We start from the raw sequence: 24,390 nt of genomic DNA, 5'->3' as shown, positions 1-24,390 counted from the left end.
GTCAGCTGTGTGCGGGAGCACTGCTGTGCAAGCTCATGCCAACTTTGGCTAGCTGACGGAGGTTTGCGGCGTACTCGTCGGCTGCGCTTTGAACGACTTCGTCGAGGCGGTCCATGTGTCCGATGACGAAGTAGAAGCCCCGTCCTGGGACCGTGGCGCCTAGTTCGACCAGTAGGGGAGCAAGATTGACAGTCGGCCCCAAGGAGTGTGTGGGGTCTCCTCCGGTCAGTAGCGGAATCGCCGTCACCCCAGCGAGCCCGTTGTTGGGGTACCTGTCCAGGAATGCCTTGAGGAGGCCAGTGTAGGTCGCCTTATAGGTCGGCGAAGCAAACACGACCACGTCGCTGGTGGCCACGCGCTCGTTGAGCGTGTCCATCTTCTTACTCGGCCACGCGAAGATCTCGTCAATGTGGTCTACGAGGTCGATGACCTCGACCTGGCGCGCTGCGTCGCTGAACAACTTCTGGACGAGCGTTTCGGCGACCTTCAGTGTCCGCGAAGCCGGCTTTGGGTTACCGACCACGATGGAGATCTTGAGCGTCATCTTGCCTCGCTGACTGTATTCGAGTGGATGAAGTCGTCGCGGGTGGTGCCGCCTAACGACGACGCGGGCCGTGCGGCGACGTGGTCGGTGCGCCGAGGGTGCTGTCTCGACACACCCTGATGCCGTCATCATGACGTCCGTCATGATGACGAGACATTAGCATTGTAGGACAGTTGAGCCAAGCTTCTGTGTCTCGTGAGGACTGAGCGTCGGCGGGCGAGGACTGAATGTCACTGACTTGAGCGGCGAGCTTCATGGGAAGCGCGGAATCCGTGCGGGTCTGTGACTGGGAGCGCGAGGCGTGGTTGTGATCGACCTCTGTGTTTGTCGGCAGTGGCTCAGTAGGGGAGTGCCGCTTGGCGAAGGTCGCGATCGGCGGATGAACCGAGGAACAACGCGCCTTTCCTCGGTTCATCCGGAAGGTGAGCTTCGTGCCCGTCGCGAGGAGGGTCGGGGATGGACGGTCAAGGCTCGACCAAGGATCAGGGCGCTTGTGCATCGAGTAGTTGCTCTACGCGGCGGGCGTTTCGATCGATGTGTTCGCCGACCAGCACGCCTGCGGCCCCGGGATTCGCGTCCTTGACGGCATCGAGGATGGCCCGGTGCTCGTCGATGAGGCCTTCCGGCTGCTCGTATTCGTGATCACGGACCGTGATGATCATCAAATAGAAGGTCAGTTCCTGCGTGAGCTCGGCGAAGTACTGATCTACCCGGCTACTGCCGGCCAGTCCGACGAGGGCGGCGTGAAACGCCAGATCCGAGGCCACCAGATCAGCCGGCGTTCCCTGATGGGACGCCTCCGTCAACCGTTGAAAGGCTTCATCGAGTCGGGTCATTGCCGCCGCGGTGGGCTCAGGGGTGCTCACGCCTGCGACTTCGAGTACTCGGCGAGCGTGGTAAACCTCCTGTAACTCAATGCTGGAAGGCTGTTTCACCACTGCGCCCCGATTGAACGTGTATGTGATCAGGGAACTTCGCTCCAGGAGCCTCATCGCCTCGCGGATCGTGTTGCGAGACACCCCTAGCGTCGTGGCGATCACGCTCTCGCGGATGCGCTCGCCGGGTCGTAACTCGCCCCGCACGATCTTCTCCGCGAGCCCGTCGGCGACCTGCTCAGCCGTGCTCCTGCGGTTCAACTCGATGTCTTCGAATACGGACATGGCCGTAAGTCTAGCGCCATCCTGTAGTGCTGAAGTATGTTATGACTGCGCAACTGTCCTACAATCTTGAGGTGAATGGATGTCCTTGAGCACTAGTGCCCTGTGGAGCGCGCAGGCGCACATGCCCACCGTTACGGATCGCCGGGTCGTCATCACCGGAGGCGCCGGCGCCTACGTCACGACCGATACCGGGCAGAAGCTCCTTGACGGCACTGCCGGTCTGTGGCACGCCAATGTCGGTCATGGCAGGGAAGAGCTTGCCCAGGCGGCGTTTGAGCAGATGCGGAAGCTGGAGACCTACCACGTCTTCAACCGCTATGCGAATGACCAGGCTCTCCGGCTTGCGGATCGCCTCCGCCCTCTCGCGCCGTTCGCAGATGCGAAGGTAATCTTCGGAAGCGGTGGCTCCGAGGCGGTGGAGACGGCATGCAAGTTGGCCAGGCGTCACTGGCAACTGCAGGGTCGCATCGACAAGAAGATCATCCTGAGCCGCGAGTTCTCATACCACGGTGTGCATGGATACGGCACGAGTATCGCGGGCCTGGACTTCAACCGTGAAGGCTACGGCAGTGACTCTCTCATCCCCGAGACTGCTCGGATGCACCACTTGGACATCGAAGCGGTGGGCAAGCAGATTGAGCAGCTGGGAGCGGATCGCATCGCGGCCATTATCGCTGAGCCGATCATGGGCACCGGTGGTGTCTTCCCGCCACCACCCGGCTACTTGGAGGGGTTGCAGCGGCTCGCAGCTGAACATGAGCTGCTGCTGATCGCAGACGAGGTGATCACAGGTTTCGGCCGTACTGGTTCGATGTTCGCCAGCGAGCACTTCGGATTCTGCCCGGACATGCTCCTGATGGCCAAGGGCATCACCTCCGGCTATGTGCCCCTCGGCGGCGTATTGGTCAGTCCGAGGATCTGGACTCCCTTCTACGAGGGGCCGGCGGCACCGATCTTCCGGAACGGCACGACCTATGCTGGTCATGCAGTGGCTTGTGCTGTGGCGTGGAAGCACTTGGACCTGTTGGAGACAGAACACCTGCTGCCGCGCGTTACCGAATTATCGGGAGTTCTCGACGCTGCTTTGCGGGAAATCAGCGCAGTGGACGGTGTCATGGAGGTGCGCAACAGCGGGCTGCTGGGCGGCATCGCTCTCGATCCAGCTGTCTCCGCGGATGCCGTGGCCGACTTCGCCTTGGCACAAGGGGTCATCCTACGGGTGCTGCGCGGAAACACCCTCCAGATAAGCCCGCCCTACGTCGTCACCGACGAGGAGGTGCGCCGCATCGTGGAGGTGGTGGCGAGTGGTATCCCGGCAGTGGAGCCAGCCGCAGTCTGAAAATATCGTCTGCCCTGTCTATCGGTGTGCGAACAGGTCTTGCGGAGCGGGTCGGACGCACAACTGACGGGCCGCAAACCTTCGACCGCCAACGGGCAGTATGCCTCACAGATCGGGTGGTATCGGACGCACGAGCTGCCCGATACCCGATAAGGCATTGCGGAGATTGCTATTCGTAAGGACGTCTCGATCGTCGTCCGAGCCGAAACGCCTCGAGACAAAAGCCAAGGAGCTTGAACATGACCATCGACCTCAGCCGACCACGTACGTCACGGCATGCTTTCGATGTCCTCGCCGACGTGAATACTGGCGTGTTCATCAACGGCGAGTGGACCGAGGCCGCTTCCGGTGCCCGTTTCGGTGTGGTGAACCCGGCAACCGAAGAGACCGTCGCAACCGTGGCCGACGGCGGTGAGTTGGACGCGCAACGTGCGATCGAGGCGGCCGGACAGGCTCAGAAGGAGTGGGGTAGGACTGCCCCCCGAGTGCGAAGCGAAATCTTGCGCCGAGCCTATGAGCTGATCATGGAACGCCAGGACGATCTAGCGCTGATCATGACCACTGAAATGGGTAAGTCACTCGCCGAGTCCAAGGCTGAGGTCTTCTATGCCGCAGAGTTCTTCCGTTGGTTCTCTGAGGAAGCGGTGCGAATCGGCGGTGATCAGACTCTCAGTGGTGACGGCCGCACACGCATCCTCGTCTCTCAAGAAGCGGTCGGGCCGTGTGTGCTGGTCACCCCGTGGAACTTCCCGCTTGCGATGGGGACCCGCAAGATTGGGCCGGCAATCGCCGCCGGGTGCACCATGGTGTTCAAGCCAGCCGACCTCACTCCGCTCTCGTCACTCGTGTTGGTCGACATCCTTGTGGAAGCCGGCCTCCCGCGAGGCGTACTGAACGTAGTCTGTACTTCCGACCCCTCCTCAGTGGTCTCACGCTGGATGGCGAGCGGCATCGCCCGCAAGATCAGTTTTACTGGATCCACTCCGGTGGGTATTCGTCTGCTGGAGCAGGCTTCCCAGCACGTGATGCGCACCTCGATGGAGCTCGGTGGCAATGCCCCGTTCATCGTCTTCAAAGACGCTGACCTGGATCGCGCCGTGGACGGGGCCGTTGCCGCAAAGATGCGCAACATGGGGGAGGCATGCACGGCGGCCAACCGGATCTTCGCCCAGCGCCCGATCGCCTCAGAGTTCGCTGAGCGACTGGCCGTCCGCCTGCGCAGACTCTCAGTCGGAGACGGCGCGAAGCCTGGCACTGACGTCGGCCCTCTCGTCGGTGAGCAGGCGCTCATCAAGGTGCAGGGGCTGGTGAACGATGCCGTGTCTAGAGGCGCGACCATTGTTTGCGGAGGCTCGCGCCTCGAACAGCCGGGCTATTTCTACGCCCCGACAGTGCTCGCCAACGTCCCGCCTGAGTCTCGGCTGATGAACGAGGAAATCTTCGGCCCTGTCGCCCCCGTAGTGCCGTTCGACACAGAAGAAGAGGTCGTGGAGTGGGCGAATGCCACTTCATTCGGCTTGGCAGCCTACATCTTCACTCAAGATGTGGATCGTAGCTTTCGCGTGGGTGAGGCACTCGAAGTCGGCATGGTGGGGATCAATACGGGGATCGTCTCGAATCCTGCCGCGCCCTTTGGCGGGATCAAGGCGTCAGGCCTGGGCCGCGAAGGGGGGCGTGCCGGGATCGAGGAGTTCCTCGAGTACAAGTATATGGCCGTCCCGCGGGGATGACCTTGGTCGACCACAAACGAACAGACCAGCGCATGATTGAGTCGAGGTGGACTAGCACAGAGGTGCCCTTCGCTCTCGGATCTCGGGCTGCGTGGAAAGTTCTGCAGCTCTGGTGGCGTTGCCCGATGCCGGGAGCAGGCGCGCTCATTTAGGAAGCGCTGCCGCACTGCCACGGGCAGGGCGACGCCGCCAGAGTTCGCCGGGCCATCGAGGGCCACTGAAAGTCTTGAGTACGCATGACGCATGCTGCAGCACTCTGAGCAGCCCACTGGTCTGCCGAGACCTCTCTGTCGGCGAAGCCTGGGCCGTCGAGCACCACGTCAAGTAACACTGACCGCGAACCCAGCCGCGCGGATCATGCACTCCACGCTATCGATCATCTGGAGTATGTTCCCTGCCCAGGCGGAGCGGACCCGGGCGATCGCGATCTGGTCGGCGGCGGCGTCGGCGGGCGGGATGGCGCTGGGGCCGGTGGTCGGCGTTCAGCGGCGCGGTGCTGGCCAACGTCGTCGCGATCTTCGCGTTGATGGGCCTGTTGTTCTTCTTCTCGCAGTACTGCAACTAGTGCGCAACCTGGGCCCGCTGACCGCCGGGCTGGTCGAACTGCCCCACCACGATCGCGTCCATCCTGGCCGTCGCCGTGGTCGGGGCGCTCGTCGCGCGTCTGGGCACCGGACGTGCCGTGGCTGCGGGCCTCGTGCTCGGCGCACTCGGCTTGATGCTCATCGCCGTCGCCGAAGGTGCCGATCACTACGGCCTCACTGGGCAAGTCCCGTAGCAACGTGGATGCCGGCATCGATGCCCCTCCGGTGAGCACACGCAAATTCCCCATCCGAGCATCGACACGCCAACATCGCGTCCTGACCCTGATCCTCAGCAAAATCGATCTTCTCGATGGCGGCAGCGCGACCTGCTTGCCTTCATCGTTGATCGTGCAGCGACGCCGAGTTCCGATGGCGCGTTGTTTCAGACGATGTACTTGGGTTCGGGCGATTTCATCGGGAGGGGTGATGCATGGTCTCCGGTCGTTTGATCCGATTGTGTAGGTGCGAGAATACAGTGTTCGATGTACTCAACAATCGATTCCCGGACCTTGTCCGGGAGAGTGTTGGCCGACAGGGATTCGTACATCCATAGCCCATCGGTGGCCAGTCGCGCGATGAAACGGCGGAGTTGGTCCTCGTTGATGTCGGTATCCTCAGAGGTGTCGATCGCCGGTGTCCATCGGTCGATTACCGAAATCCATGGAACCTTGTGCTCCGGATCAGCAACTGCTTCGAGCAGCAGCTGGAGTTCGGCCTTTGTCGCTGACTGTGAGCAAGCGCGCGCATAGGCGACTGCTTTTTCCTCATCGCTGGCTTCCCCCGCGGGTTTACCTGCGACGGCAATCATTGCCGACTCCCAGGCCTCCGCCTGATGCTCGTGTAATGATGCCAGTAACGCTTCGCGTGAGGGGAAGTGATACATGACCCCGCCCCGGGAGACCCCTGACGCGGCTGCTACCGCATCGAAGGTGACGGCAGCTATACCTTGATCTTGGACGACGCGGGTGGCCGCATCGAGAATCTGGCTGCGTTTGTTCTCTCGCATGGTGCCCCTAAGGTGACTCGGTTTTCTTCTATGCTCGTGTTGGATCCGTGGACGTTCAGAAAGCCAGGCACAGCGCAGAGTGTGCGCTTCAGGCGTGCTCACATGCAGCAGCGCGGTCAGATGGAGGCGAGCATCCCTCCGTCGACGACGAGGGTCTCGCCGCTGATATAGGTGTTGCGCTCGGACAGCAGGAAGACGATCGGTCCGGCGATCTCGACGGGTTCCGAGGTCCGGCCAATGGGCAGGCGACCGCTGTCGACGAACCCAGTTGTGAACCAGTCGCTGTCTGCTTCGTTCTGACCGGAGCTCGGGTCGTTCGACATCGGTGTGCGGACGAACCCTGGTGCGACCAGGTTGATGAGCACATTGTGAGGTGCCAGCTCCAACGCGAGCGCGCGGGTACCCGCGTCGAGTCCTCCCTTAGCGGTGTTGTAGGCGAACGAGTTCGCCATCGACGCCGTGGACGCGGTGGAGGTGACGTTGACTATCCTTCCCCGGCCTCGTTCGAGCATCCTCAGCCCGACAGCCCGGGAGAGGAAGACTGCGCCTTCGAGGAACACTGCGAGCTGGGCTCGGAAGTCTTCGAGGCTGACCTCTCGCATCGTCGTGTAGAAGTACGCCCCGGCGGCGTTCGCGAATGCCTCGATCGGCCCGTGCGCGTGCTCGATCGTGTCGAGGATTGTGTCGTGGTTATCGACATCGGTCACATCAAATGGGTAAAACGTCACCCCGTCGATCGCGGCCAGACTCCGGTCGAGTCCGACGACGTCGTACCCGTCCTCGACAAGGAGTTTGGCGGTGGCTGCGCCGATCCCACTCGCCGCTCCCGTGACAACTGCAACGTTAGTCATGTGTGCTTCTTCTCGTCGTTCTTCTCGTCACCGGACATGGCAGGCTGATTGCCTGCGCGGATGCTCGCTCGCCGAGCGTTCACTGAGCCGGCAGTGCACCCGGGACGGTCCCAGTGGGCGTGGCTGACGCCTCCTCAAACTGTACATTCTTGATTGTATAGTGTCGAGTGACGGGCAACCTGGAGCACGTCGTGCGCGTCGCGGCGACTCTGCCGACCTCAGAGCAATACATGGGGGTACCTGTGGACAAGCCCCATCCCATAGCTGCAAGGAGAACTCACGATGTCAAGTACAGACCTCATCCTGGTAACCGGAGCGTCGGGCAAGACCGGTCGTCGCGTGTCCGCGATCTTGCGCCGGGGTGGGCATCCAGTCCGGGAGGTCGCGCGTTCGACCCCGCTTCCGTTCGACTGGCAGAACCCTGGGACGTGGGGACCTGTCTTGAACGGCGTGTCCGCTATCTATGTCGTGCCGCCGTTTGGGCTTCATCCCCAGGTGATCGGCGCTTTCGCGGACCGTGCACTAGCGGCTGGTGTCGGCCGAGTGACCTTGGTCTCGTCGGCGGATCTGGGTGACGGTCCGAGCGCGGCGGAGGAACAGGTCAGTGCTTCTGGCTTGACGCTGACTGCCCTTCGGTTGCGGTGGTATTACCAGAACTTCAGCGAGGACTTCCTGCTCGCGCCCATCGTCGACGGCGAGATCCGCCTGCCTGCGGGGAACGGACGTGAGGCGTTCGTCGATGCTGACGACATCGCGGAGGTCGCTGCCGCCACCCTGACCAACGACGTCCATGCTGGGCGGGCATACGACCTCACCGGCCCGAGGGCCATGAGCTTTTCGGGGCCGTGTCATGACAACCGTGTAAGCCGCGGATGGACCAAGATCGGATCGTCGTTGGCGATCCAGGAAGGCCNACTCCTCTACCTCGGACTCCGGAACATCACCAGCCACCGCGGAGGACCATCAGGAACCGGAACCTGGGGATGGAAACAAGCACTCAACACACTTGTCGTACTCTTCCCCGACCGCCTACCAATCCACTAACATAACCACACAATCATCCGTGGCTTACACGGAAATCATGACAGGGCCCTTTTCGGATGTAGCAGCCGAGATTTCCCGCGCGACGGGACGCGAGATCACCTACGTTCCCTTGACCCGGAGCGAGTTCATTGCCGCTGAGATCCGGTCGGGTGCTTCTCCGGAGTCCGCGGCCGAGACCGCGGATCTTTACTCAGATATCGCAAGCGGGACACTCGACACCATCAGCAACGACATTGAGAAAGTACTTGGCAAACCTGCCCGGGACTTCGCGGCGTTCGCGGAAACCTGTGCAGCCGCCGGCATCTGGGCCGCTCGATAAAGCCGAAACCACGAGATGGCCCCTCGTCGCCTTGGTGGCGGTCCTGCAAGGGCCGCCACCAAGCTCACGCCAGCGCGGCATCGACTCCCTGGCTGCTGAACTCCACCACGCGTTCCGAGGTCCGCAACTGCGGCAACGGCCGCTCATCGAGGAAGCGTTGGCGCCAGACTCTCGCTCCGCTGGCAACGCTCAATGCCGAATGCGTCAATGCCGAGCAACTCGGTCAGGCAGCCTTGTGCCAGGATTTCGATGAAGCCTTGGTCGACCTGGTCGTGCAGGCTTTCGCAGTCGGCAAGACTGTTCATGCCAGCGTACTCGGGCAGCCATGCGTTTTCCCCCATGATCTCACCGTGGTGCCGGCACGGTCGTGACCGTCGTCGGCTGTTACAACGTTGACACTGGCCGACAGGGTTGACGCGGCCGCTCGGAATTCCGACTGCGTCGGCGTCAACGGCCTAGCAGATACGATCCTCGCGCTCTCCCACCACCTTGAGCTGCGTGGCCGCGCGGCACGAGACCTCGCTGCGTTGACGCGTACCGAGATCACTGTCATGCACGAGATCCACCGTCAACCAGGAATCACCGCGACCCAGATCGCCGCGACGACGGGACTTCAGTGCAGCAACGTCAGCGCGATCGCTCTCGACCTCGTGTCGCAGGGGCTGCTGGTACGCACCACGAGCGGACGAGGGGTCGGGTTCACCGAGATGGCCAACGACAACCTGCGCAAGGTGCACCAGCACTGGGTGGACCGCCTCCGATTCGTCCCCGACCACCTCCTCGCCCAGTTGGAGGAGACCAGGAACATCCTCGATCACGTGACACAGAGCATCACCCAGAACCAGAGCCGGTGAAGCGCGCCGCATATCGGGACCGTGACCGGGCCGCGGTTCTCGCCCCAGGAGCCGCGATTTCTCAAGGAGGGGCGCCACGACGCCGTCACCATCACCGCGGCCCCGCCGCGACCAGACAAACCGCCGCAGCCGTAGCGGTCGCCGACCCCTCCTGACTCCGCAGACCCAGTACACGCTCCACCTGTAGCGACAGTCGAGCCACTTCTTCACCGAGTCGCAGCAGCATCACTCCGGTATGGACGAACACGCTTCCTTGGTGGTGGCCATCAAGCCGCGTGCGCCTACGGAGGGCCGTGTCGGCTCCGCCGGTCACGAACAATGTGCCGATACGAGCGACGCTGCAGACATAGGCCCCCGAAAGGCGATCCGGGCCCCGTGGTGCTGGCCTCGTAGCTGGCCGCTGCTGGCGTGAGATCGACAGCTCCTGTCAGGCGGAATCTGCGGCACCGTGCCGTCCGAGTGCGCACTTCGGCAAGCCTGACCACACGCGGCTACAGTGCCTCGGGGGGCCGCAACGCACCTGAGCAGCCCGCGTGGACGGTACCGAGCAACCGGAGCGATCGGTTTTGTCGTCTGGTGCGTTTGCCGTGTCACTCTCACGCCATCCTGTGGGTGCGCGCGGGGCGCCAGCGGAGGTGGACGCTATCGACCTCCGGTGCCCGGAGCAGCGCCAGACGAGGCTGCACCTTGTCTGTGCGGGATGTCGGCGGCTTGCGGCGGCCTGCGCGGAACTGACTAGGCCACCGGCCTCCCTCGCCGTTGTAGCCCTGCTCCACCGCGGCGTGCAGTGTCCACTGAGGATCGTAGAGGTGCGTTCGGCCCAGCGCGCAGAGATCCGCCCGCCCGGCGAGCAGGATCGAGTTGACGTCGTCGTAGGACGAGATTGCCCCGACGGCGATCACCTTCGCCCCGGCCGGTTCGGCGACATGATGGCGGATGTGGTCGGCGAACGGTGTCTGGTACGACCGGCCGAACGCCGGCCTTTCGTCCTTGACCACCTGTCCGGTGGAGACGTCGATGGCGGCGGCATCGTGCTTGACAAACGCGCGGGCGATCTCCACTGCGTCGTGTTCGGTGTTGCCGTCGGGCATCCAGTCGGTGGCCGAGATTCGGACGGTAACCGGGATCGCGTCCGGGACCACGCTCCGCACGGCGTCGAACACCTCAAGCGGGAACCGCAACCGGTTCTCCAGTGAGCCTCCGTACTCGTCGGTGCGCTGGTTCGCCAGCGGTGACAGGAACGACGAAAGCAGGTACCCGTGTGCGGCGTGGATTTCGATGAGGTCGAACCCGGCGGCGACGCCTCGCTCGGCCGCAGCGGCGAAATCCCGCACGATCTGGTCCAGTTCAGCGCGGGTGGCCTCGCGCGGCACGTGGCACCCGTCGCCATACGGCAGGGCGGAGGGCCCGATCACCGCCCAGTTACCTTCGGACAGCGGCTGGTCGATGCCTTCCCACATCAGTTTCGTCGACCCCTTGCGACCGGCGTGCCCCAGCTGGAGGCCGAGCTTGGCCGGAGTTGTTTCGTGCACGAAGTCGGTGACGCGACGATAGGCGTCGCGCTGGTCGTCGTTCCACAGCCCGGTGCAGCCTGGGGTGATCCGGCCGTCGGGCGAAACGCACACCATTTCGGTCATCACCAGGCCTGCGCCGCCCAGTGCCTTCGAGCCCAGGTGGACGAGGTGGAAGTCGTTGGCCACGCCGTCCTGCGCGCTGTACATGTCCATCGGTGACACGACGACCCGGTTCTCCAGCCGCAGCCCGCCGATCTCGATCGGCTGGAACATCGCCGGGGCGAGCCTGGCCGCTCCGGTTTTTTCGGCGAAGTTCTGCTCGACGAGCCCGGCGAAGTCCCGATCGCGTTCGCGGAGGTTCTCGAAGGTGATGCGCCGTGACCGCGTCAGCAGGTTGAAGCAGAACTCGATGGGGTCCTGGCTGGCATACATTCCGATGTTCTCGAACCACTCCAGCGAGGCCTGGGCCGCGCGCTGCGTGGACTCGACCACCGGCTTGCGCTCGGCCTGGTACGCCTCGAGCGCGGCGGGCACCACCGGGTGCTCGTGTAGGCATGCGGCCAGTGCGAGCGCATCCTCCATCGCAAGCTTGGTCCCCGAGCCGATGGAGAAATGGGCGGTGTGGGCGGCGTCGCCGAGCAGGACCACGTTATCGCTGAACCAACACTCGTTGCGAACCGTGGTGAAACTGAGCCATTTCGAGTTGTTGGTCAGGACTTCGTGCCCACGAAGCTCCTCGGCGAAGATCTCACGCACCCGCTCGACGGCGTACTCGTCGGAAACGCCCGGTGGGAAGTCCTCGCTTTCGGTGGCGTCGAACCCGGCCCGTCGCCAGACATCCGGATGCATCTCCACGATGAACGTCGACGCGTTGTCCGAGTATGGGTAACCGTGGATTTGCATGGTGCCCCACTCCGTCTGTTTGACGAAGAACTGGAACGCCTCGAAGACCAGGTCTGTGGCGAACCAGATGTACTTGTTCTTCCGGTGGTCCAGTGCCGGGTGAAAGACATCGGCGTACTTGGTGCGGATCCGGGAGTTGACCCCGTCCGCGCCTACGACAAGATCGTGCGTGTCTCGCAGCTCGTCCGCATCCGGGGCCTCGGTCCGGTAGTGCACTGTGACGCCCAGATCCGCAGCGCGCTCCTGCAGGAGGCGCAGCAGATCCTTGCGACCCATGGCCGCGAAACCCTGCCCACCCACGGTGAAAGCGTGCCCGCTGAACTCCACGTCGATGTCGGTCCAGCGGGCGAATCGTTCGGCCATCTGCTCGTGAACCACGGTGTCGGCGCTTTCGATCCCGCCCAAGGTCTCGTCGGAGAAGACAACGCCGAACCCGAACGTGTCATCGGGCGCGTTGCGTTCCCAGACCGTCACCTCGTGGCCAGGGTCCAGCTGCTTCATCAGGGCGGCGAAGTAGAGGCCACCCGGCCCGCCGCCCGCGATTGCGATCTTCAACGGAGTTCCTCTCACTGGGAGGCGGCGAGCCGGTCGGCCTGCTCTGCCTCGACGGTGTCACGCAGGACGTAGCGCTGGAGCTTCCCGCTGGGGTTCCGCGGCAACGAGCTGCAGAAGCGAACGTCACGCGGGTACTTGTACGGAGCGATCTGCTGTTTAACGTGGTCCTGGATCTCCTTGGCCTTCGCCTCGTCGCCCCCAACCCCGTCACGCAGCACCACGAACGCGCAGACGATCGACCCACGTTCAGCGTCCGGCTCGGCGACGACCGCGGATTCGATCACGTCGGGATGAGCGTCGATGGCCGCTTCGACCTCGGGTCCGGCGATGTTGTACCCGGAGGACACGATCATGCTGTCGCTTCGCGCGCAGTAGTGGAAATAGCCGTCCTCGTCACGGCGGAATATGTCGCCGGTGACGTTCCACCCGTTGACGATGTATGCCTGCTGGCGATCGTCGTCGAGGTAGCGGCAGCCGACGGGCCCGATGACGGCGAGCCTGCCTTCGGCCCCGGGCGGCAGTTCCTCCCCGTCCGGACCGAGAATCGTCGCGCGGTATCCCGTCACCGGTTTACCCGTGGCCCCTGGGCGGATTTCGTCCCCCGAAGCGGAGATGAAGATGTGCAGCATCTCAGTCGCACCGATGCCGTCGATGACCCGCAATCCGATCTCGGTCTCGAGCTCCTGCCACACGTGCTGCGGGATGTGCTCCCCCGCGCTCACCGCGCTGCGCAACCCGCGCAGCCGACCGGCCTGGCCTGCCTTGAGGATCTGCTGGTAGGCGGTCGGCGCCGTGGCCAAGACCGTCACCCGGTGTTCCTCGACGAGCGTAGCGAGTTCGGCCGGAGTGGCGGTCTCCACCAGCAGCATGGACGCGCCGGCGCGCAAGGGGAACACCACGAGCATCCCCAACCCGAAGGTGAAACCCAGCGGAGCGGTGCAGGCGACCACGTCATCGGCCACCAGCCGCAGCATGTGGCGGCCGAAAGTGTTGTCGATCGAAAGGATGTCTCGGTGAAAGTGCGTGGTGATCTTCGGTAGTCCCGTCGAGCCCGACGTGGGGCCGAACAGGGCCACATCGTCGGCTGCGGTCGTCACCGGGGTGAACACGCCTTCCTTGGCTGCGCACCGGGCCAGCAGATCGTCTTCGGTGCCACCCCCGAACGGCACCAGCACCAGTTCCGGCGATTCCCGGTCCCGCACGACCTCGACATCGGACAGACACCGGTGGTCCACAAGCGCCACCGAGGGACGGACCTTGGCCACGATCGGGACGAGTTCACGCCAGCGCAGGGCCGCGACCGTGGTGACCACGACCCCGCCTGCCTTGAGCACGCCGAGCCAGCAGGCCACGGCCCACGGGTTGTTGGGCGACCGCAGGAGTACGCGGTTGCCCGGCACCAGCCCGAAATCCTCGGCGAGCACCTGGGCTACCTGGTTCGCGCGGCGCTGCAGGTCACCGTAGGACCAGACTTCTCCGGAGTCGGTGCGGATCGCTGGCCGGTCGGGTCCGTGCGCGGCGACAGCGGCGTCGATGAGCTCGGCGGCCGCGTTGAGCCGGTCCGGGTAGTGCAATTCGGGACTGGTGAACTCCAGGTCGGGCCACTGCTCGAGCGGCGGGAGGTGGTCGCGGGCGAAGGTGTCCGTGTGGGCACTGGGCGAAAGCTGCATCGGAAATCCCTTCTGGAACCGATGGGGGTGGCCGGTCAACAATGAGTGAGCGCAGCATCAGGAGGCGCGGATCATCCCTTCCTGTGCCACCGTGGCGAGATGACGGCCGTCGCGGGTGAAGAAGCGGCCGTGGCCGAGTCCGCGGCCCGCACCGGCGTGCTCCGCTTCCTGGGCGTAGAGCAACCAGCCGTCGAGGTCGCTCTCTACGGGCCGCTGGTGGAACCACATGGCGTGGTCCAGGCTGGCCGTCACCAGCCCCTGGCGCGCCCACGGCAGGTCGAGCACGCGCAGGATCGGCTCGAGGACCGTGTAGTCGCACACATAGGCCAAGGCGGCCAGATCGCGCTGTTCGCGGGTCAGGCCGGGCACCGGGCGAAGGGCATCGTACGGCCGGATCCAGAGTGCCTGGTGGGATGCGCGCCCGCCCTCGACCTCCAGGTAGACCGGACTGGGGACGTGCCGCATGTCGAAGCTGCGCTCACCGCTCCAGTAGGTCTTCGTCGCTGTCGTCATCGTCCCGCCTTGCCGCTCGGACAGGTACTCCGCCGAGGTGGGCAGGTCTTCCGGTTCCGGGACCTCCGGCGCGCTCGGCGCGAAGGTCCCGCCCGGCTCGCCGGCGGCGAAGGACGCGAGCGCGACGAAGATGGGTTTGGCCTTCTGGTAGGCGCGGACCTGACGGGTGCTGTAGCCGCGGCCGTCGCGCAGCAGTTCGACCTCGTAGCGAACCTCAGCGCCGATGTCGGCCGGGCGCAGGAAGTAGGAGTGCATCGACTGCAAAGACTTGCCCCCTGCCCCGTCGGGCACCGTGTGCATGGCGGCAGCCGCCGCGGCGGCGACCAGGTCGCCGCCGTAGGCCTTGGGCCAGGGGCACGGCTGGGTGGTGGCAGCGTAGGCGGTGTCGAGGTGCTCGGGCTCAGCCTCGCGCAGCGTCACGGCCGCGGTGAACGTCGCCGAAGTCGGCGCGGAACGAGCCGTGCCCGGCGGGCTGGTCACGCTGCTCATGCGCGGCGGTACCCCTCGAGGATCGCATCGTCGACCTCGGGGAGGTTCACAACAATGTTGTCGGGTGTCCGGCAGGTCAGCCACACCAGTTCCTCCGTGGTGGACATGTTGCCCTCGACGTGCGGCATAAAGGGCGGGACGAACACGAAGTCGCCCTCGCTCATGTCGACGTGGTGCCGGTAGCCCTCGCCGTACCAGATGCGCCCGCGTCCCTTGAGCACGTAACCGCCAGTCTCGGCCTCACCGTGATGATGGGGCAGCGAGCGGTACCCCGGCTCGTTGGAGACCCTTCCGTACCAGATCCTGGTCGCGGGGGTGTGCTGCGGCGACACCCCGGACATGCGGACCGCTCCGCCCGACTGGCCGGTGTTGCCGTGCTCGTGGCCGTGGCGAGTGACCACTGGGACCACATCGGTGTTCAGCTGTTGTTCGGTACTCATCGTGCATCCTCCTCAGTGGATCGGGGTCTGGGCGAGCAGCCGGATCTTGTTGCGCAGCGTGCCGATACCGGCCACGCGGACCTCGACCACGTCGCCGTCGGCGAGCGATCGAGGCGGCTTCCCGGCAGTGCCGACGCCTGCCGGGGTGCCGGTGAGCACCACGTCTCCCGGCCCGAGCCGGGTGAACTGGGAGGCGTAGGCGATCAGGTCACCGGCATCGAAGACCAGGTCCGCGGTGTCGGCGCGCTGAACGGTGTCACCGTTGACGTGGCAGCTGATCTCGATACCGGCGCAGGGGTCGAACTCGTCGGGTGTGACCAAGACCGGCCCCAGCGGTGTCGTGCCGTCGAACGCCTTGCCAGGCAGCCATTGCGATGTGTGGTGCTGCCACTCGCGCACGCTCAGGTCGTTGGCCGCGGTATACCCGGCCACCGCGGCCACCGCGGTGGACTTGTCGGCGCGATACACCGATTCGCCCACCACCACGGCCAGTTCGGCCTCCCAGTCCAGGCCGCCGGCCCACTCCGGCACCTCTACCGGGTCGTACGGCCCGGCGAGCGTGTCGGCGAACTTCGTGAACAGCGTGGGGTGCGCCGGGATTTCCCGACCCATCTCAAGGATGTGGGCGCGGTAGTTGTGCCCGCAGCAGACGATCTTGCGAGCCGTGGTGACCACCGGCGCGTGCTCCGCCTGCCCTACCGGAACCACCTCTCTGGACGGCGTCGGCCACTCGAGCTCGCGGCGCGCCTGAACGAGACCGTCCTCGGCGCGCAGCAGGCCTCCCACATCGGCATGCGGCAGCACCCGCCAGCCTTCCTGGCGCAGCACCGCCGCCGCGGTTGTGTGCGCACCCATCGTCCCGCCTGGCAGGCGGAGGGTCGAGAGCCGCATGGTCAACCCCTCCGCTCGGGGTTGGCTCGATATCGCGCTTGCTTTACGATCGTCACGAAATCAAGGTAACCGACTTCGGGTGAGCTGAAAAGCCCGGGAGACGCGAGGATTCATGACGCAGGCAGCGAGCACCCCTGTGCAGCAGGTCAACCCGCCCGAGCTGGCCAGGCCATCGGGTTTCACCCATGCCGTCCGTTTCGCCGACACGGTTCACCTGTCCGGCCAGACCGCAATGGACGTTTCGGGGAAGATCGTCGACGGTGACATCGTCGACCAGTTCCGGCAGGCGCTCGGCAACCTTCTGACCGCGCTACGGGCAGCAGGTTGCGAGCCCGCCGACCTGCTCTCGGTGCGTATCTACCTGCTCGACATCCCCGGCTACCAGGCCCGCGGCAAGGAGATCGGGCGGATCTGGCGCGAACTGGCAGGCGAGAACTACCCCGCGATGACCGGGGTCGGGGTGACGTCGCTGTGGCAACCGGAAGCGCTGATCGAGATCGAAGGAATCGCCGCGCTCCGGCATTGATCCGCCGCCGTCATCGGGGCAGTCGCGGGCCCGGAGAACCGGATCAGCCAGCCGGTGGCTCCAGCACGCTGTTCACGTGGTCCTTCGCGGCACCGTCCAACTGCTCCCGCAGTGCGGCGAACAGCTTCTCCGCCTCGACGCCCTCCCACTTCGCCGGAAGGGCGTCGAGCGGCAGCCCCGGGTCCAAATAGGGCAGACGCCGCCAGATCGTGACCACGCGGACGAATTCCTGGAACGCCTCGACCGGACGCCCGCCGCTGTTTCGCCAGCGGCGCAGCACCGGCCGCTCACGGGCGATAAAATCCGCGTACTGCGCGCGAAGCGCGTCCAGGTCCCACCAGTCGCGAACGGAGTCCGCAGCCGCGCGGCCTCCGATGTGCTTGCTGTGGAACAGCTCGGTGAAGTCCAGGAGCTCGGCGCGCTCCAGCGTGGTCGCCACCGTGTCCCGCAGGTGTGCCGGCGCGATCCAGATACCCGGCGCGACGGTCCCCAGCCCCAGCCGCATCAACTGCGAGCGCAGCTGGTGCCGCTTGTCTCGCTCGACCTCGGGCACCGAAAACACGACCAGCAACCAGCCGTCGTCGAGCACGCCCCGGTGGCGATCGAAGATCCGGGAATCACCCTCGGCGAGGATGTTGTAGCCCGCTGCGGACAACCGATACCCGGCCATCCGGCCGACGCGCTCGGCGTCCACCAGCCCCCGGCGCTTGAGCCGGGAGATCGCAGACCGAACCGCCCGCTCGTCCACCCCGAGGTCCGCCATCAGCCGGACCAGCGACGCTACTGAGAGCCAGCCGCTCCGGTCGCGGGCGTAGAGGCCGTACAGCGAGACGATCAGCGCCCGCGGCTGCCACGACTTGCCCGCACCTTCATCGGCCCCCTGCTCCCTGACGCTTGCCACAAAAGCAGCATAACTTTTCCGGACTGCGCGCAGGTTCCCGCAAGGGACATCGTGCCTCTTTGACGCCCGCGACAAGGGCGACATAGTGTTGCGCACTCGGCTGGGATGGACACCCCGGACGGCGAGCGGTCTGGATCGCCGCCGATCGAGGTTCGCCTCTGTCGGCGTCGGAGTAGGCGTGCCAGCCGGTCACCGAGTCGACCGGGTCGTTGACGATTGTCCCGATGCCCTCCCTCGCACCACTGAACCTCGATTGACCGGGCCGCGGGTTCGCCATCGAGGGCCTGCATCACCCGCATCCGGTCCCGGCTGGGGCCAGCACACAGGAACACACGCTCGCGCCGGCAAGCTCGAGTGAAAACTCGGTCGAGACCACCGCCCCTCCGGCGGAGGGCGGTGACATTCTCCACGACGACTAGCTCGGGTAATAGAACGCGAACGGCGTCATGGATGATGTGCCTACCTGCAGGCCTCATCGTCTGCCCAAGCGGCTCGCGGCCGCCAACGAACGGCTCGCCGCCCCCATGGCGTCCGCGCGGATACCGTCGAGGAACTGCTGGTGGCCAGCGTCGCGATCCGCGGTATCGGCGGCGAGTGGCCGCTGCTGGACCGGCACGCCGAGCACAGCAGGACGGTCACCATCAAGACCGTGGCCACCGCCAAGGTCGCAGCCCAAGTGAACCGCTGCCACCCCTCCTCACGACGAGCGGCCAATTCCCGCTGCTCGGTGCCCGGTCATTCGCCCAATCGCCAAGGCGAACACCGATGAAAGCGCCTGAACTTGTGGAGGTTTGGACATACGAGATGGCTTCGTAGCCGTTAGTTTGGCTTCGTCAGCCACATCTGCTGTTTCGACGGGCGAGCAATTCAGCTGCGTGTCCGTCATCGACTACTTCGGGTGGCTCAAATGCCCTGGTAGCGGGCGCCGTATCTTGGGCGACACGTTCAAGTCCAACGAGGGCAGTTCCAGCTGAGGAAGCCTGCGCGAGCCGACTTGTGCCCTTGTCTGAAGTGAGGACGTTCGGGTTTCCATGGCGATCGAGTGAACCTGCCGCACCGGGATCTACCGGGTCGAACCACGCACCCGTTGCCAGGACGATGACCCCTTGGCGGACCTCGTCGGTCACCACCGCGCCGGCGAGGCAAGCTCCTCGCGAATTCCACAGTCGGACAACCTCGCCGGAGGTGATGCCACGCGCTTGCGCGTCCAACGGATGGACGAGCACCGGCTCGTGTCCGGCAACCTTGCCCTGTGCACTGTGGGTGCCGTTGTCATACTGGCTGTGCAAGCGGCGGCGAGGCTGGTTGGAGACCAGATGAAGGCGATCTGTCGGCGCCCTGCCGAGCCACTCCCGCGGCTCCAGCCAGACAGGGTGCCCGGGGCAATCGTCGTAGCCGAAGCTCGCGATCGTGTCCGAAGTGATCTCGATCCGTCCCGATGGTGTATCAAACGGATAGCGTTCGGGGTCCTCCCGCAGCAAGGTGAAGCTGCCATATTGTAGATCAACCGGTTCGGGAAGGTCTATCTGGTCTCGTTCCCAGAACTCCTCGAACGGTGGGAGCGTAACAGTATCCGCCATGCCGGCCCGGGTCCTCTCATAGAGTTCGCGAACCCATGCACGTTCATCCCTCCCTTCGGTAAACTGTTTAGCGAAACCGAGCCGGTCCGCGAGGACGCTGAAAATTTCGTAGTCGCTCCGGACACCGGGGGGCGGTTCGACGGCCTTGTGCATCGCACTCAGTGTGATGTCGAATCGGCCTGCAGCGAAGTCTTCACGTTCAAGTGAGGTCGCCACAGGAAATATCACGTCGGCGAATCGAGCGTTGGCGTTCCACCAGGGCTCGTGTACCACGATCGTTTCTGGTCGTTGCCAAGCCCGGGCGAGCCTATGGAGGTCCTGATGGTGGTGAAACGGATTCCCCCCAGCCCAATACACAAGTCGAATGTCGGGGTAGCGCAGAGACTGGCCATTGTACTCGTAGGATTTGCCTGGCGCGAGTAGCATGTCGGCGATCCGTGCGACCGGAATGAAGCTCGTGACCGGGTTCTTTCCCTGGGGTAGCGAGGCTTTACTGTGCAAGCCTCGCCGAACACCGACGAGTGAAGTGCCCAGCCCAGCCGCGAATCCTCCGCCAGGGCGGCCGAGGGATCCGGAGGCAGCGGATAGCACCACGCCTGCCCAATGAGGCTGCTCGCCATGGTCCATACGCTGAAGTGACCAGCTGACGTTAATCACAGTGCGCGACGTGGCGATCTGCTCAGCTAGTGACCGGATCGTTTCCTCGTTGATCTCAGTGATGCTCTGTGCCCAGGCGGCATCCTTGCGGATACCGTCGACACGCCCCATGAGGTATTCGGCAAACGGTTCGAACCCGATACAACAGCGCTGCAGAAAATCCTGGTCATGACGGTTTGCGAGAACGATCTCGCAGGTCAGAGCCAGCATCAACGCGACGTCTGTGCCCGGTCGTATAGGGAGCCACTCGGCGTACAGCGATGGTGCCGAGTCGGATCGGACTGGGGAGATGTTGACAAAGCGCACGCCTGCCTGTCGGCAACGCTGCTGAAGTGACGGGGATCGGTGATCGCCAATCCCGCCTTGTTCGATCATGGCGTTTTTGGGTGCCATGCCTCCGAAGGAGATGACGAGCTGGCCGTCGCTTGCGATCTCATCGAAGTTCGGGCCCCGAGCCAGCAGACTCATGGGCGCTCCACCGACGATATGCGGCATGATCACTTCGAGGGCGCCGAGGCTGTAGGTGTTGACCGAGTCGGTGTAGCCGCCGGCCATGCGTAAGAATCTGTGGATCTGGCTCTGTGCATGGTGAAATCGGCCTGCACTGGCCCAGCCGTAAGAACCGCCGTAAATTGCCGCGTTGCCGTAGGTGCTTCGCACGCGGTCGATTTCCGAGCTGACCAGGTCGAACGCTACTTCATGCGTCACCGGAACGAAGCGATCACGTCCTCTCCTGCCGCGTGCAGGTCCTGGTCCGTGGAGGAGCCAGCCCTCGCGCACCATGGGCTGTTTAATCCGAACAGAGTCGTTTTGCGCACTCGCCATGCCTGAACCGATGGGCGAAGGGGAGCTATCTGCCGTAGCAGGCTCCAGTCCCATTACCCGGCCGTCCTCACTGTGCACGGTGTAGTTTCCCCAGTGAGTTGCCGTGAATGTCCGTCGCTTCATCGGTGTCAGTCCTTTGGTCCGCACGCAGGAGCTGCAGCGGCCTCGACCTCGCCGGGGAAAGTCCCGGTCATCCGACCCGTGGCGGGGTTGATGGTTTCCGCTGTGTCGCCCGCAGCTGCGTCGACCCCTTCACCGGCAATGAACAACCGCGTGGCAAACACCTGGCCGTCTCCTGTCGTCGCTGCGTCGGCCCAGGCTGCCACCGGCTGGGACAACATCTAGCAGGCTTGGTCCGCTCAGCGGTCCGGTGGATTCCTGGTCGGCTATTTGCTGCGCACACTGCTGGTTCGCCCCGGTGTTCGGGAAAGAGGGCTTGTGCGGTTCAGAATGGGCTTTGTGCGCCAGGGCCCCCGCCGCTTCGCGGCGAGGGCGGGCAGGGCTCCCCAGCCAGGGCCTGCGCGCTTCAGCTCGCATCAGCCCCGGGCCGAGGGCGGACTCACCCCAGGACCCGCAGCACTGCCGGGCGTCCCGATGCCGCGGCCACACGTCCCCGTACTGAGCATGGGCTGAGCGGTAGGACAAAGCCCTCGACGCGGCACCCACGCCGCGCGGATGACGAGTTCAAGTTGATGTTGCCGCTCATCAACGAGGTTCTGCATCTGTGCGACGCGGCGATCAGCTGCGGCGAGGGCGAGATCGCACCCCGTGCGCTCGGATCGAGCGGATCTCTCGTGGGTGCGCAAGACCCAGCTCCGACAGATAAGGCCCAGATCGGGTGAGCAGACTCGAGCGCCTCATCGAGCGAGGTTCTCACTTTCAGCAGAGTCCATTCCACTCGCCCCCTGCTCAGACGGTGGTGAATACCTTCGACATGATCTTCCAGGTGCCGTCGATCTTCATCAGTCCGAAGTTGTCGCGGAAGTTGAAGCCCAGGTAGCCCTGTTCGTCGAGGGTCGCGGACGCGATGTCACCGGTGACGGCCACGGAGTGGATCTGGTGTTTATAGTCGTCGCCCGGTGCCGGTGCGGTAGCGACGACCGTGTCGGCGTACTCAGCGGGCGTGGTGATTGTGAACTGGTCACCGATGAAGCCTCGAAAGAATGCGCTCTCGTGGCAGACGGCCTTCACCGCGTCTGGGTCCGCCTTGGCGGCACCCTCGACATAGCTTTCGATGACGGCTACGACGTCGGCTTCAGCAGACAATTTTGCTCCTTCTCATGGGGCGGATGTCGTCAGAACGATAGCGACGATCGCGGGTGGTGGAGACTGTCCAGCCCGCTCAGCGAACTGCCGCAAAGTTAGAGGATGCCTGGCAACCTTGGCGGTACGGCATCGGTGGTGAAACTCCTCAGGCAGTCGATGGCGCAGCCGTATTCGTCAGCCGAGCTGCGGGCGGACGTCGTGCCACGGACGTACTGTCTCAAAGGCTGCTGCTGCGGTTAGCACTGAAGCGTCGGCGCGGAACCGTCCAGCGATCTGCAGGCCCACCGGGCGGCCATCAGCCGTGAAGCCCGCCGGCACTGAGATGGCCGGGTTGGTCAGAATGTTGAAGGGGTAGGTGAGCAACCATCCCAGGATGCGATCCTTCAACGGCTTGTTCCTCAGCCATTGAGGCTCAATGTGGTCGAACGGGAAGGTCGCACTGGTAAGTACCGGAGAGACGATCAGGTCGTACTGCTCCATGAATGCCTGCAGTAGGTCGTACGCCATACCGCGCAGAGCGTCGAATCCGCCGACTTCGGCTGCGGTCAACTCTCGGCCTTGTGCCAGGATTTCGATGAAGCCTTGGTCTACCTGGTCGTGCAGGCTTTCCCAGTCGGCAAGACTGTTCATACCGGCGTACCCGGGCAGCCATGCGCTTTTCCACATGATCTCATCGATGGGTCCGGGCCATTCGGGGGTGGCCTCGGTGACTTTTGCTCCGAGCTCCTCGAAGGCAGAAACAGCGTCACGCACAATCTGCGCGACCTCCGGGTCCACGTAGGCGCCGGTGCCCAGGTCAGGGGTGTAGGCGATCTTCCAACCCGAGATGGACTTGCCCACCGCGGCGGCGTACGGCTCAGCATCCTTGGGAATGCTGTAGACGTCGCCGGGGTGTTCGCCAGCCATGGCGTCCAGCATGATGGCGGCGTCGGCAACGGATCGGGTAAGCGGGCCGTGGAAGAGGTTCGACTGGCTGCGTGACGGCGTGATCTGTTGTGGGATACGACCGAGCGAGGGCTTGAGTCCGACGACGCCGCACAGGGACGCCGGGATGCGGACTGAGCCCGCTCCATCGGTGCCCTCGGCGAGTGGAGTCAGACCAGCGGCGACTGCGGCCGCGGAGCCGCCGCTGGAGCCGCCGGGGGTGTGACCGTACTTCCACGGGTTGTGGGTCGGGCCCCACAGGTGGTTGTCGGTTCCGCCGTAATAGCCGAATTCCGGGGCATTGGTGAGGCCGAGGATGAGTGCTCCGGAAGCACGAAGTCGTTCGACGACGATGGAGTCCTTCTCCGCGACGGCTCCCTCCCAGATCTTCATTGCCGCTGTCTTGGGCATGCCCTTGACGTCGGTAAGGGACTTGATCGCGACCGGCACTCCGTGGAGAGGGCCGAGCGGTTCGCCCGCTTCCTGCATTTGGTCCAGCAGAGCGGCGTTACGCAGTACCTCATCCCGGTCGACATAGACGTAGGCGTTCAGCGTTGGGTTGAGCTCGTCGATGCGGCGAAGATACGCGGTGGCCACCTCCGTGGCGGTGAGCTCGCCCTTTGCCACAGCCGCAGCCAGGTCGGTCGCGTCGGACCAGAAGAGATCGATGGCGTTCACAGGGTTACCTCAGATGTGGTCGTTGAGTTGGTTGGTGCCGAAAGCCTTGAGTAGGTTTTCCGCGGCTGAAGTTTGTCGGCCGAAACTGACTGTCTGGTGGACTGACGAGATCCCTGTGCCGCTATCTGAGCTCGTACGTCCTGTTGCGGCAGGCGCAGCGTCATCTTCCGCGGCTGCTTGTCGACCTGGCTCACAAGCGATCGCTTGAATTGATGTTGTGGGGCTTGCGACGAAACAGACCAGCTTGTCGCTCCTCATCGTTGAGCATCGTGTCGATCTCGATGAAGAGAACCGAGCGGGAGCCTCGTGCGGTGACTGTGACCTTGCTGCGAGGAGGCGGGCGCTCCCTTCAGTATTGGGGGAGGCCATACGGGGTAAGATCCCAGCGCTTGTCGTCGACGCGTCGTTCGCCTGGGACGTCGCTGAAGGTGGCGAGGGCGAGCACTACGTCCGTTTGATCGCGGGCCGGTGCGTTGATCGCTAGGTGGTGGTTGGCCTGGCAAATGTGGCGGCTAGCGGCGTTCCCGCAACGCAGACGATCATGACGAGCGGTGGACCGTGACCGAACAGACCGCTGACACCGCGGTGCCGATGCGGCCGCGAACGCCTTCGCCCGTTACAACGTTG

At 64.4% G+C, this 24,390-nt stretch carries 20 protein-coding genes; 6 read left to right on the top strand and 14 right to left on the bottom strand.

The window, feature by feature from the left end:
• Position 1: 1 nt before the first annotated feature.
• Positions 2–544, bottom strand: coding sequence for an NADPH-dependent FMN reductase (locus ACXIZN_RS25005; RefSeq protein ID WP_457957175.1), 543 nt, complete (start codon positions 542–544; stop codon positions 2–4).
• 482 nt (positions 545–1,026) lie between these two features.
• Entirely contained in the window at positions 1,027–1,704 is a 678-nt protein-coding gene (locus ACXIZN_RS25000) for a GntR family transcriptional regulator (RefSeq protein WP_457957174.1), read from the bottom strand.
• 79 nt (positions 1,705–1,783) lie between these two features.
• Here ACXIZN_RS25000 and ACXIZN_RS24995 point away from each other — a divergent pair, with 79 nt between their 5' ends.
• Positions 1,784–3,043 carry an aminotransferase family protein gene (locus tag ACXIZN_RS24995; RefSeq protein WP_457957173.1) on the top strand — a complete coding sequence of 420 codons (1,260 nt, stop codon included), beginning with the start codon at positions 1,784–1,786 and terminating at the stop codon, positions 3,041–3,043.
• 239 nt (positions 3,044–3,282) lie between these two features.
• Positions 3,283–4,773, top strand: a complete 1,491-nt coding sequence (locus tag ACXIZN_RS24990; RefSeq protein ID WP_457957172.1) for an NAD-dependent succinate-semialdehyde dehydrogenase — start codon at positions 3,283–3,285, stop codon at positions 4,771–4,773.
• 966 nt (positions 4,774–5,739) lie between these two features.
• Here the strand turns inward: ACXIZN_RS24990 and ACXIZN_RS24985 are convergent.
• Entirely contained in the window at positions 5,740–6,363 is a 624-nt protein-coding gene (locus ACXIZN_RS24985) for a TetR/AcrR family transcriptional regulator (protein ID WP_457957171.1), read from the bottom strand.
• 116 nt (positions 6,364–6,479) lie between these two features.
• Positions 6,480–7,214 (bottom strand): SDR family NAD(P)-dependent oxidoreductase, encoded by a 735-nt coding sequence (locus ACXIZN_RS24980; RefSeq protein WP_457957170.1) that lies wholly within the window; start codon positions 7,212–7,214, stop codon positions 6,480–6,482.
• Between the two features lie 1,063 nt (positions 7,215–8,277).
• On the opposite strand from ACXIZN_RS24980, the gene ACXIZN_RS24975 reads away from it, so the two are divergent.
• A complete protein-coding gene (locus ACXIZN_RS24975; protein ID WP_457957169.1) occupies positions 8,278–8,577 on the top strand; it encodes a hypothetical protein in 300 nt (99 codons plus the stop codon).
• A 143-nt stretch (positions 8,578–8,720) separates the two neighbouring features.
• Here ACXIZN_RS24975 and ACXIZN_RS24970 read toward each other — a convergent pair whose 3' ends face one another.
• On the bottom strand, positions 8,721–8,918 hold the full coding sequence (locus tag ACXIZN_RS24970) for a hypothetical protein (RefSeq protein ID WP_457957168.1): 198 nt from the start codon (positions 8,916–8,918) through the stop codon (positions 8,721–8,723).
• Positions 8,919–8,969: 51 nt separating this feature from the next.
• On the opposite strand from ACXIZN_RS24970, the gene ACXIZN_RS24965 reads away from it, so the two are divergent.
• Entirely contained in the window at positions 8,970–9,431 is a 462-nt protein-coding gene (locus tag ACXIZN_RS24965) for a MarR family transcriptional regulator (RefSeq protein ID WP_457957167.1), read from the top strand.
• 596 nt (positions 9,432–10,027) lie between these two features.
• Here ACXIZN_RS24965 and ACXIZN_RS24960 read toward each other — a convergent pair.
• The 5 genes from ACXIZN_RS24960 to ACXIZN_RS24940 are packed head-to-tail and all read right to left on the bottom strand — an operon-like array spanning position 10,028 to position 16,370.
• Positions 10,028–12,403, bottom strand: coding sequence for a bifunctional salicylyl-CoA 5-hydroxylase/oxidoreductase (locus tag ACXIZN_RS24960; RefSeq protein WP_457957166.1), 2,376 nt, complete (start codon positions 12,401–12,403; stop codon positions 10,028–10,030).
• Between the two features lie 11 nt (positions 12,404–12,414).
• A complete protein-coding gene (locus ACXIZN_RS24955) occupies positions 12,415–14,073 on the bottom strand; it encodes an AMP-binding protein (RefSeq protein WP_457957165.1) in 1,659 nt (552 codons plus the stop codon).
• 57 nt (positions 14,074–14,130) lie between these two features.
• A complete protein-coding gene (locus tag ACXIZN_RS24950; RefSeq protein ID WP_457957164.1) occupies positions 14,131–15,075 on the bottom strand; it encodes an acyl-CoA thioesterase in 945 nt (314 codons plus the stop codon).
• Entirely contained in the window at positions 15,072–15,515 is a 444-nt protein-coding gene (locus ACXIZN_RS24945; protein ID WP_457957163.1) for a cupin domain-containing protein, read from the bottom strand. The genes ACXIZN_RS24950 and ACXIZN_RS24945 overlap by 4 nt, the downstream gene beginning before the upstream one ends.
• A 12-nt stretch (positions 15,516–15,527) precedes the next feature.
• A complete protein-coding gene (locus ACXIZN_RS24940) occupies positions 15,528–16,370 on the bottom strand; it encodes a fumarylacetoacetate hydrolase family protein (RefSeq protein ID WP_457957162.1) in 843 nt (280 codons plus the stop codon).
• Between the two features lie 148 nt (positions 16,371–16,518).
• Between ACXIZN_RS24940 and ACXIZN_RS24935 the strand changes: the two genes are divergently transcribed.
• Positions 16,519–16,932 (top strand): RidA family protein, encoded by a 414-nt coding sequence (locus ACXIZN_RS24935; protein ID WP_457957161.1) that lies wholly within the window; start codon positions 16,519–16,521, stop codon positions 16,930–16,932.
• A gap of 43 nt (positions 16,933–16,975) precedes the next feature.
• On the opposite strand, the gene ACXIZN_RS24930 is transcribed toward ACXIZN_RS24935, so the two are convergent.
• Positions 16,976–17,833, bottom strand: coding sequence for a PaaX family transcriptional regulator (locus tag ACXIZN_RS24930; protein ID WP_457957160.1), 858 nt, complete (start codon positions 17,831–17,833; stop codon positions 16,976–16,978).
• A 559-nt stretch (positions 17,834–18,392) separates the two neighbouring features.
• Between ACXIZN_RS24930 and ACXIZN_RS24925 the strand changes: the two genes are divergently transcribed.
• Complete coding sequence (locus ACXIZN_RS24925) at positions 18,393–18,602, top strand: hypothetical protein (protein ID WP_457957159.1); 210 nt, start codon at positions 18,393–18,395, stop codon at positions 18,600–18,602.
• A 64-nt stretch (positions 18,603–18,666) separates the two neighbouring features.
• On the opposite strand, the gene ACXIZN_RS24920 is transcribed toward ACXIZN_RS24925, so the two are convergent.
• The 3 genes from ACXIZN_RS24920 to ACXIZN_RS24910 all read right to left on the bottom strand — a co-directional run bounded on the left by ACXIZN_RS24920 (position 18,667) and on the right by ACXIZN_RS24910 (position 23,763).
• A complete protein-coding gene (locus tag ACXIZN_RS24920; RefSeq protein WP_457957158.1) occupies positions 18,667–21,018 on the bottom strand; it encodes a molybdopterin-dependent oxidoreductase in 2,352 nt (783 codons plus the stop codon).
• Positions 21,019–21,804: 786 nt separating this feature from the next.
• On the bottom strand, positions 21,805–22,161 hold the full coding sequence (locus ACXIZN_RS24915; RefSeq protein ID WP_457957157.1) for a nuclear transport factor 2 family protein: 357 nt from the start codon (positions 22,159–22,161) through the stop codon (positions 21,805–21,807).
• Between the two features lie 174 nt (positions 22,162–22,335).
• On the bottom strand, positions 22,336–23,763 hold the full coding sequence (locus ACXIZN_RS24910; RefSeq protein ID WP_457957156.1) for an amidase: 1,428 nt from the start codon (positions 23,761–23,763) through the stop codon (positions 22,336–22,338).
• Positions 23,764–24,390 lie beyond the last annotated feature (627 nt).

Source organism: Amycolatopsis sp. TRM77291 (assembly GCF_054166285.1).
Note: the sequence above shows the minus strand (reverse complement) of the source record. Positions and strands in the feature narration are given on the sequence as shown.

Excerpts from the sequence above, each read along its gene's own strand:
- ACXIZN_RS25005 (WP_457957175.1), bottom strand. The coding sequence starts at position 544 with ATGACGCTCAAGATCTCCATCGTGGTCGGTAACCCAAAGCCGGCTTCG.
- ACXIZN_RS25000 (WP_457957174.1), bottom strand. The coding sequence starts at position 1,704 with ATGTCCGTATTCGAAGACATCGAGTTGAACCGCAGGAGCACGGCTGAG.
- ACXIZN_RS24995 (WP_457957173.1), top strand. The coding sequence starts at position 1,784 with ATGTCCTTGAGCACTAGTGCCCTGTGGAGCGCGCAGGCGCACATGCCC.
- ACXIZN_RS24990 (WP_457957172.1), top strand. The coding sequence starts at position 3,283 with ATGACCATCGACCTCAGCCGACCACGTACGTCACGGCATGCTTTCGAT.
- ACXIZN_RS24985 (WP_457957171.1), bottom strand. The coding sequence starts at position 6,363 with ATGCGAGAGAACAAACGCAGCCAGATTCTCGATGCGGCCACCCGCGTC.
- ACXIZN_RS24980 (WP_457957170.1), bottom strand. The coding sequence starts at position 7,214 with ATGACTAACGTTGCAGTTGTCACGGGAGCGGCGAGTGGGATCGGCGCA.
- ACXIZN_RS24970 (WP_457957168.1), bottom strand. The coding sequence starts at position 8,918 with ATGGGGGAAAACGCATGGCTGCCCGAGTACGCTGGCATGAACAGTCTT.
- ACXIZN_RS24955 (WP_457957165.1), bottom strand. The coding sequence starts at position 14,073 with ATGCAGCTTTCGCCCAGTGCCCACACGGACACCTTCGCCCGCGACCAC.
- ACXIZN_RS24950 (WP_457957164.1), bottom strand. The coding sequence starts at position 15,075 with ATGAGCAGCGTGACCAGCCCGCCGGGCACGGCTCGTTCCGCGCCGACT.
- ACXIZN_RS24945 (WP_457957163.1), bottom strand. The coding sequence starts at position 15,515 with ATGAGTACCGAACAACAGCTGAACACCGATGTGGTCCCAGTGGTCACT.
- ACXIZN_RS24940 (WP_457957162.1), bottom strand. The coding sequence starts at position 16,370 with ATGGGTGCGCACACAACCGCGGCGGCGGTGCTGCGCCAGGAAGGCTGG.
- ACXIZN_RS24935 (WP_457957161.1), top strand. The coding sequence starts at position 16,519 with ATGACGCAGGCAGCGAGCACCCCTGTGCAGCAGGTCAACCCGCCCGAG.
- ACXIZN_RS24920 (WP_457957158.1), bottom strand. The coding sequence starts at position 21,018 with ATGAAGCGACGGACATTCACGGCAACTCACTGGGGAAACTACACCGTG.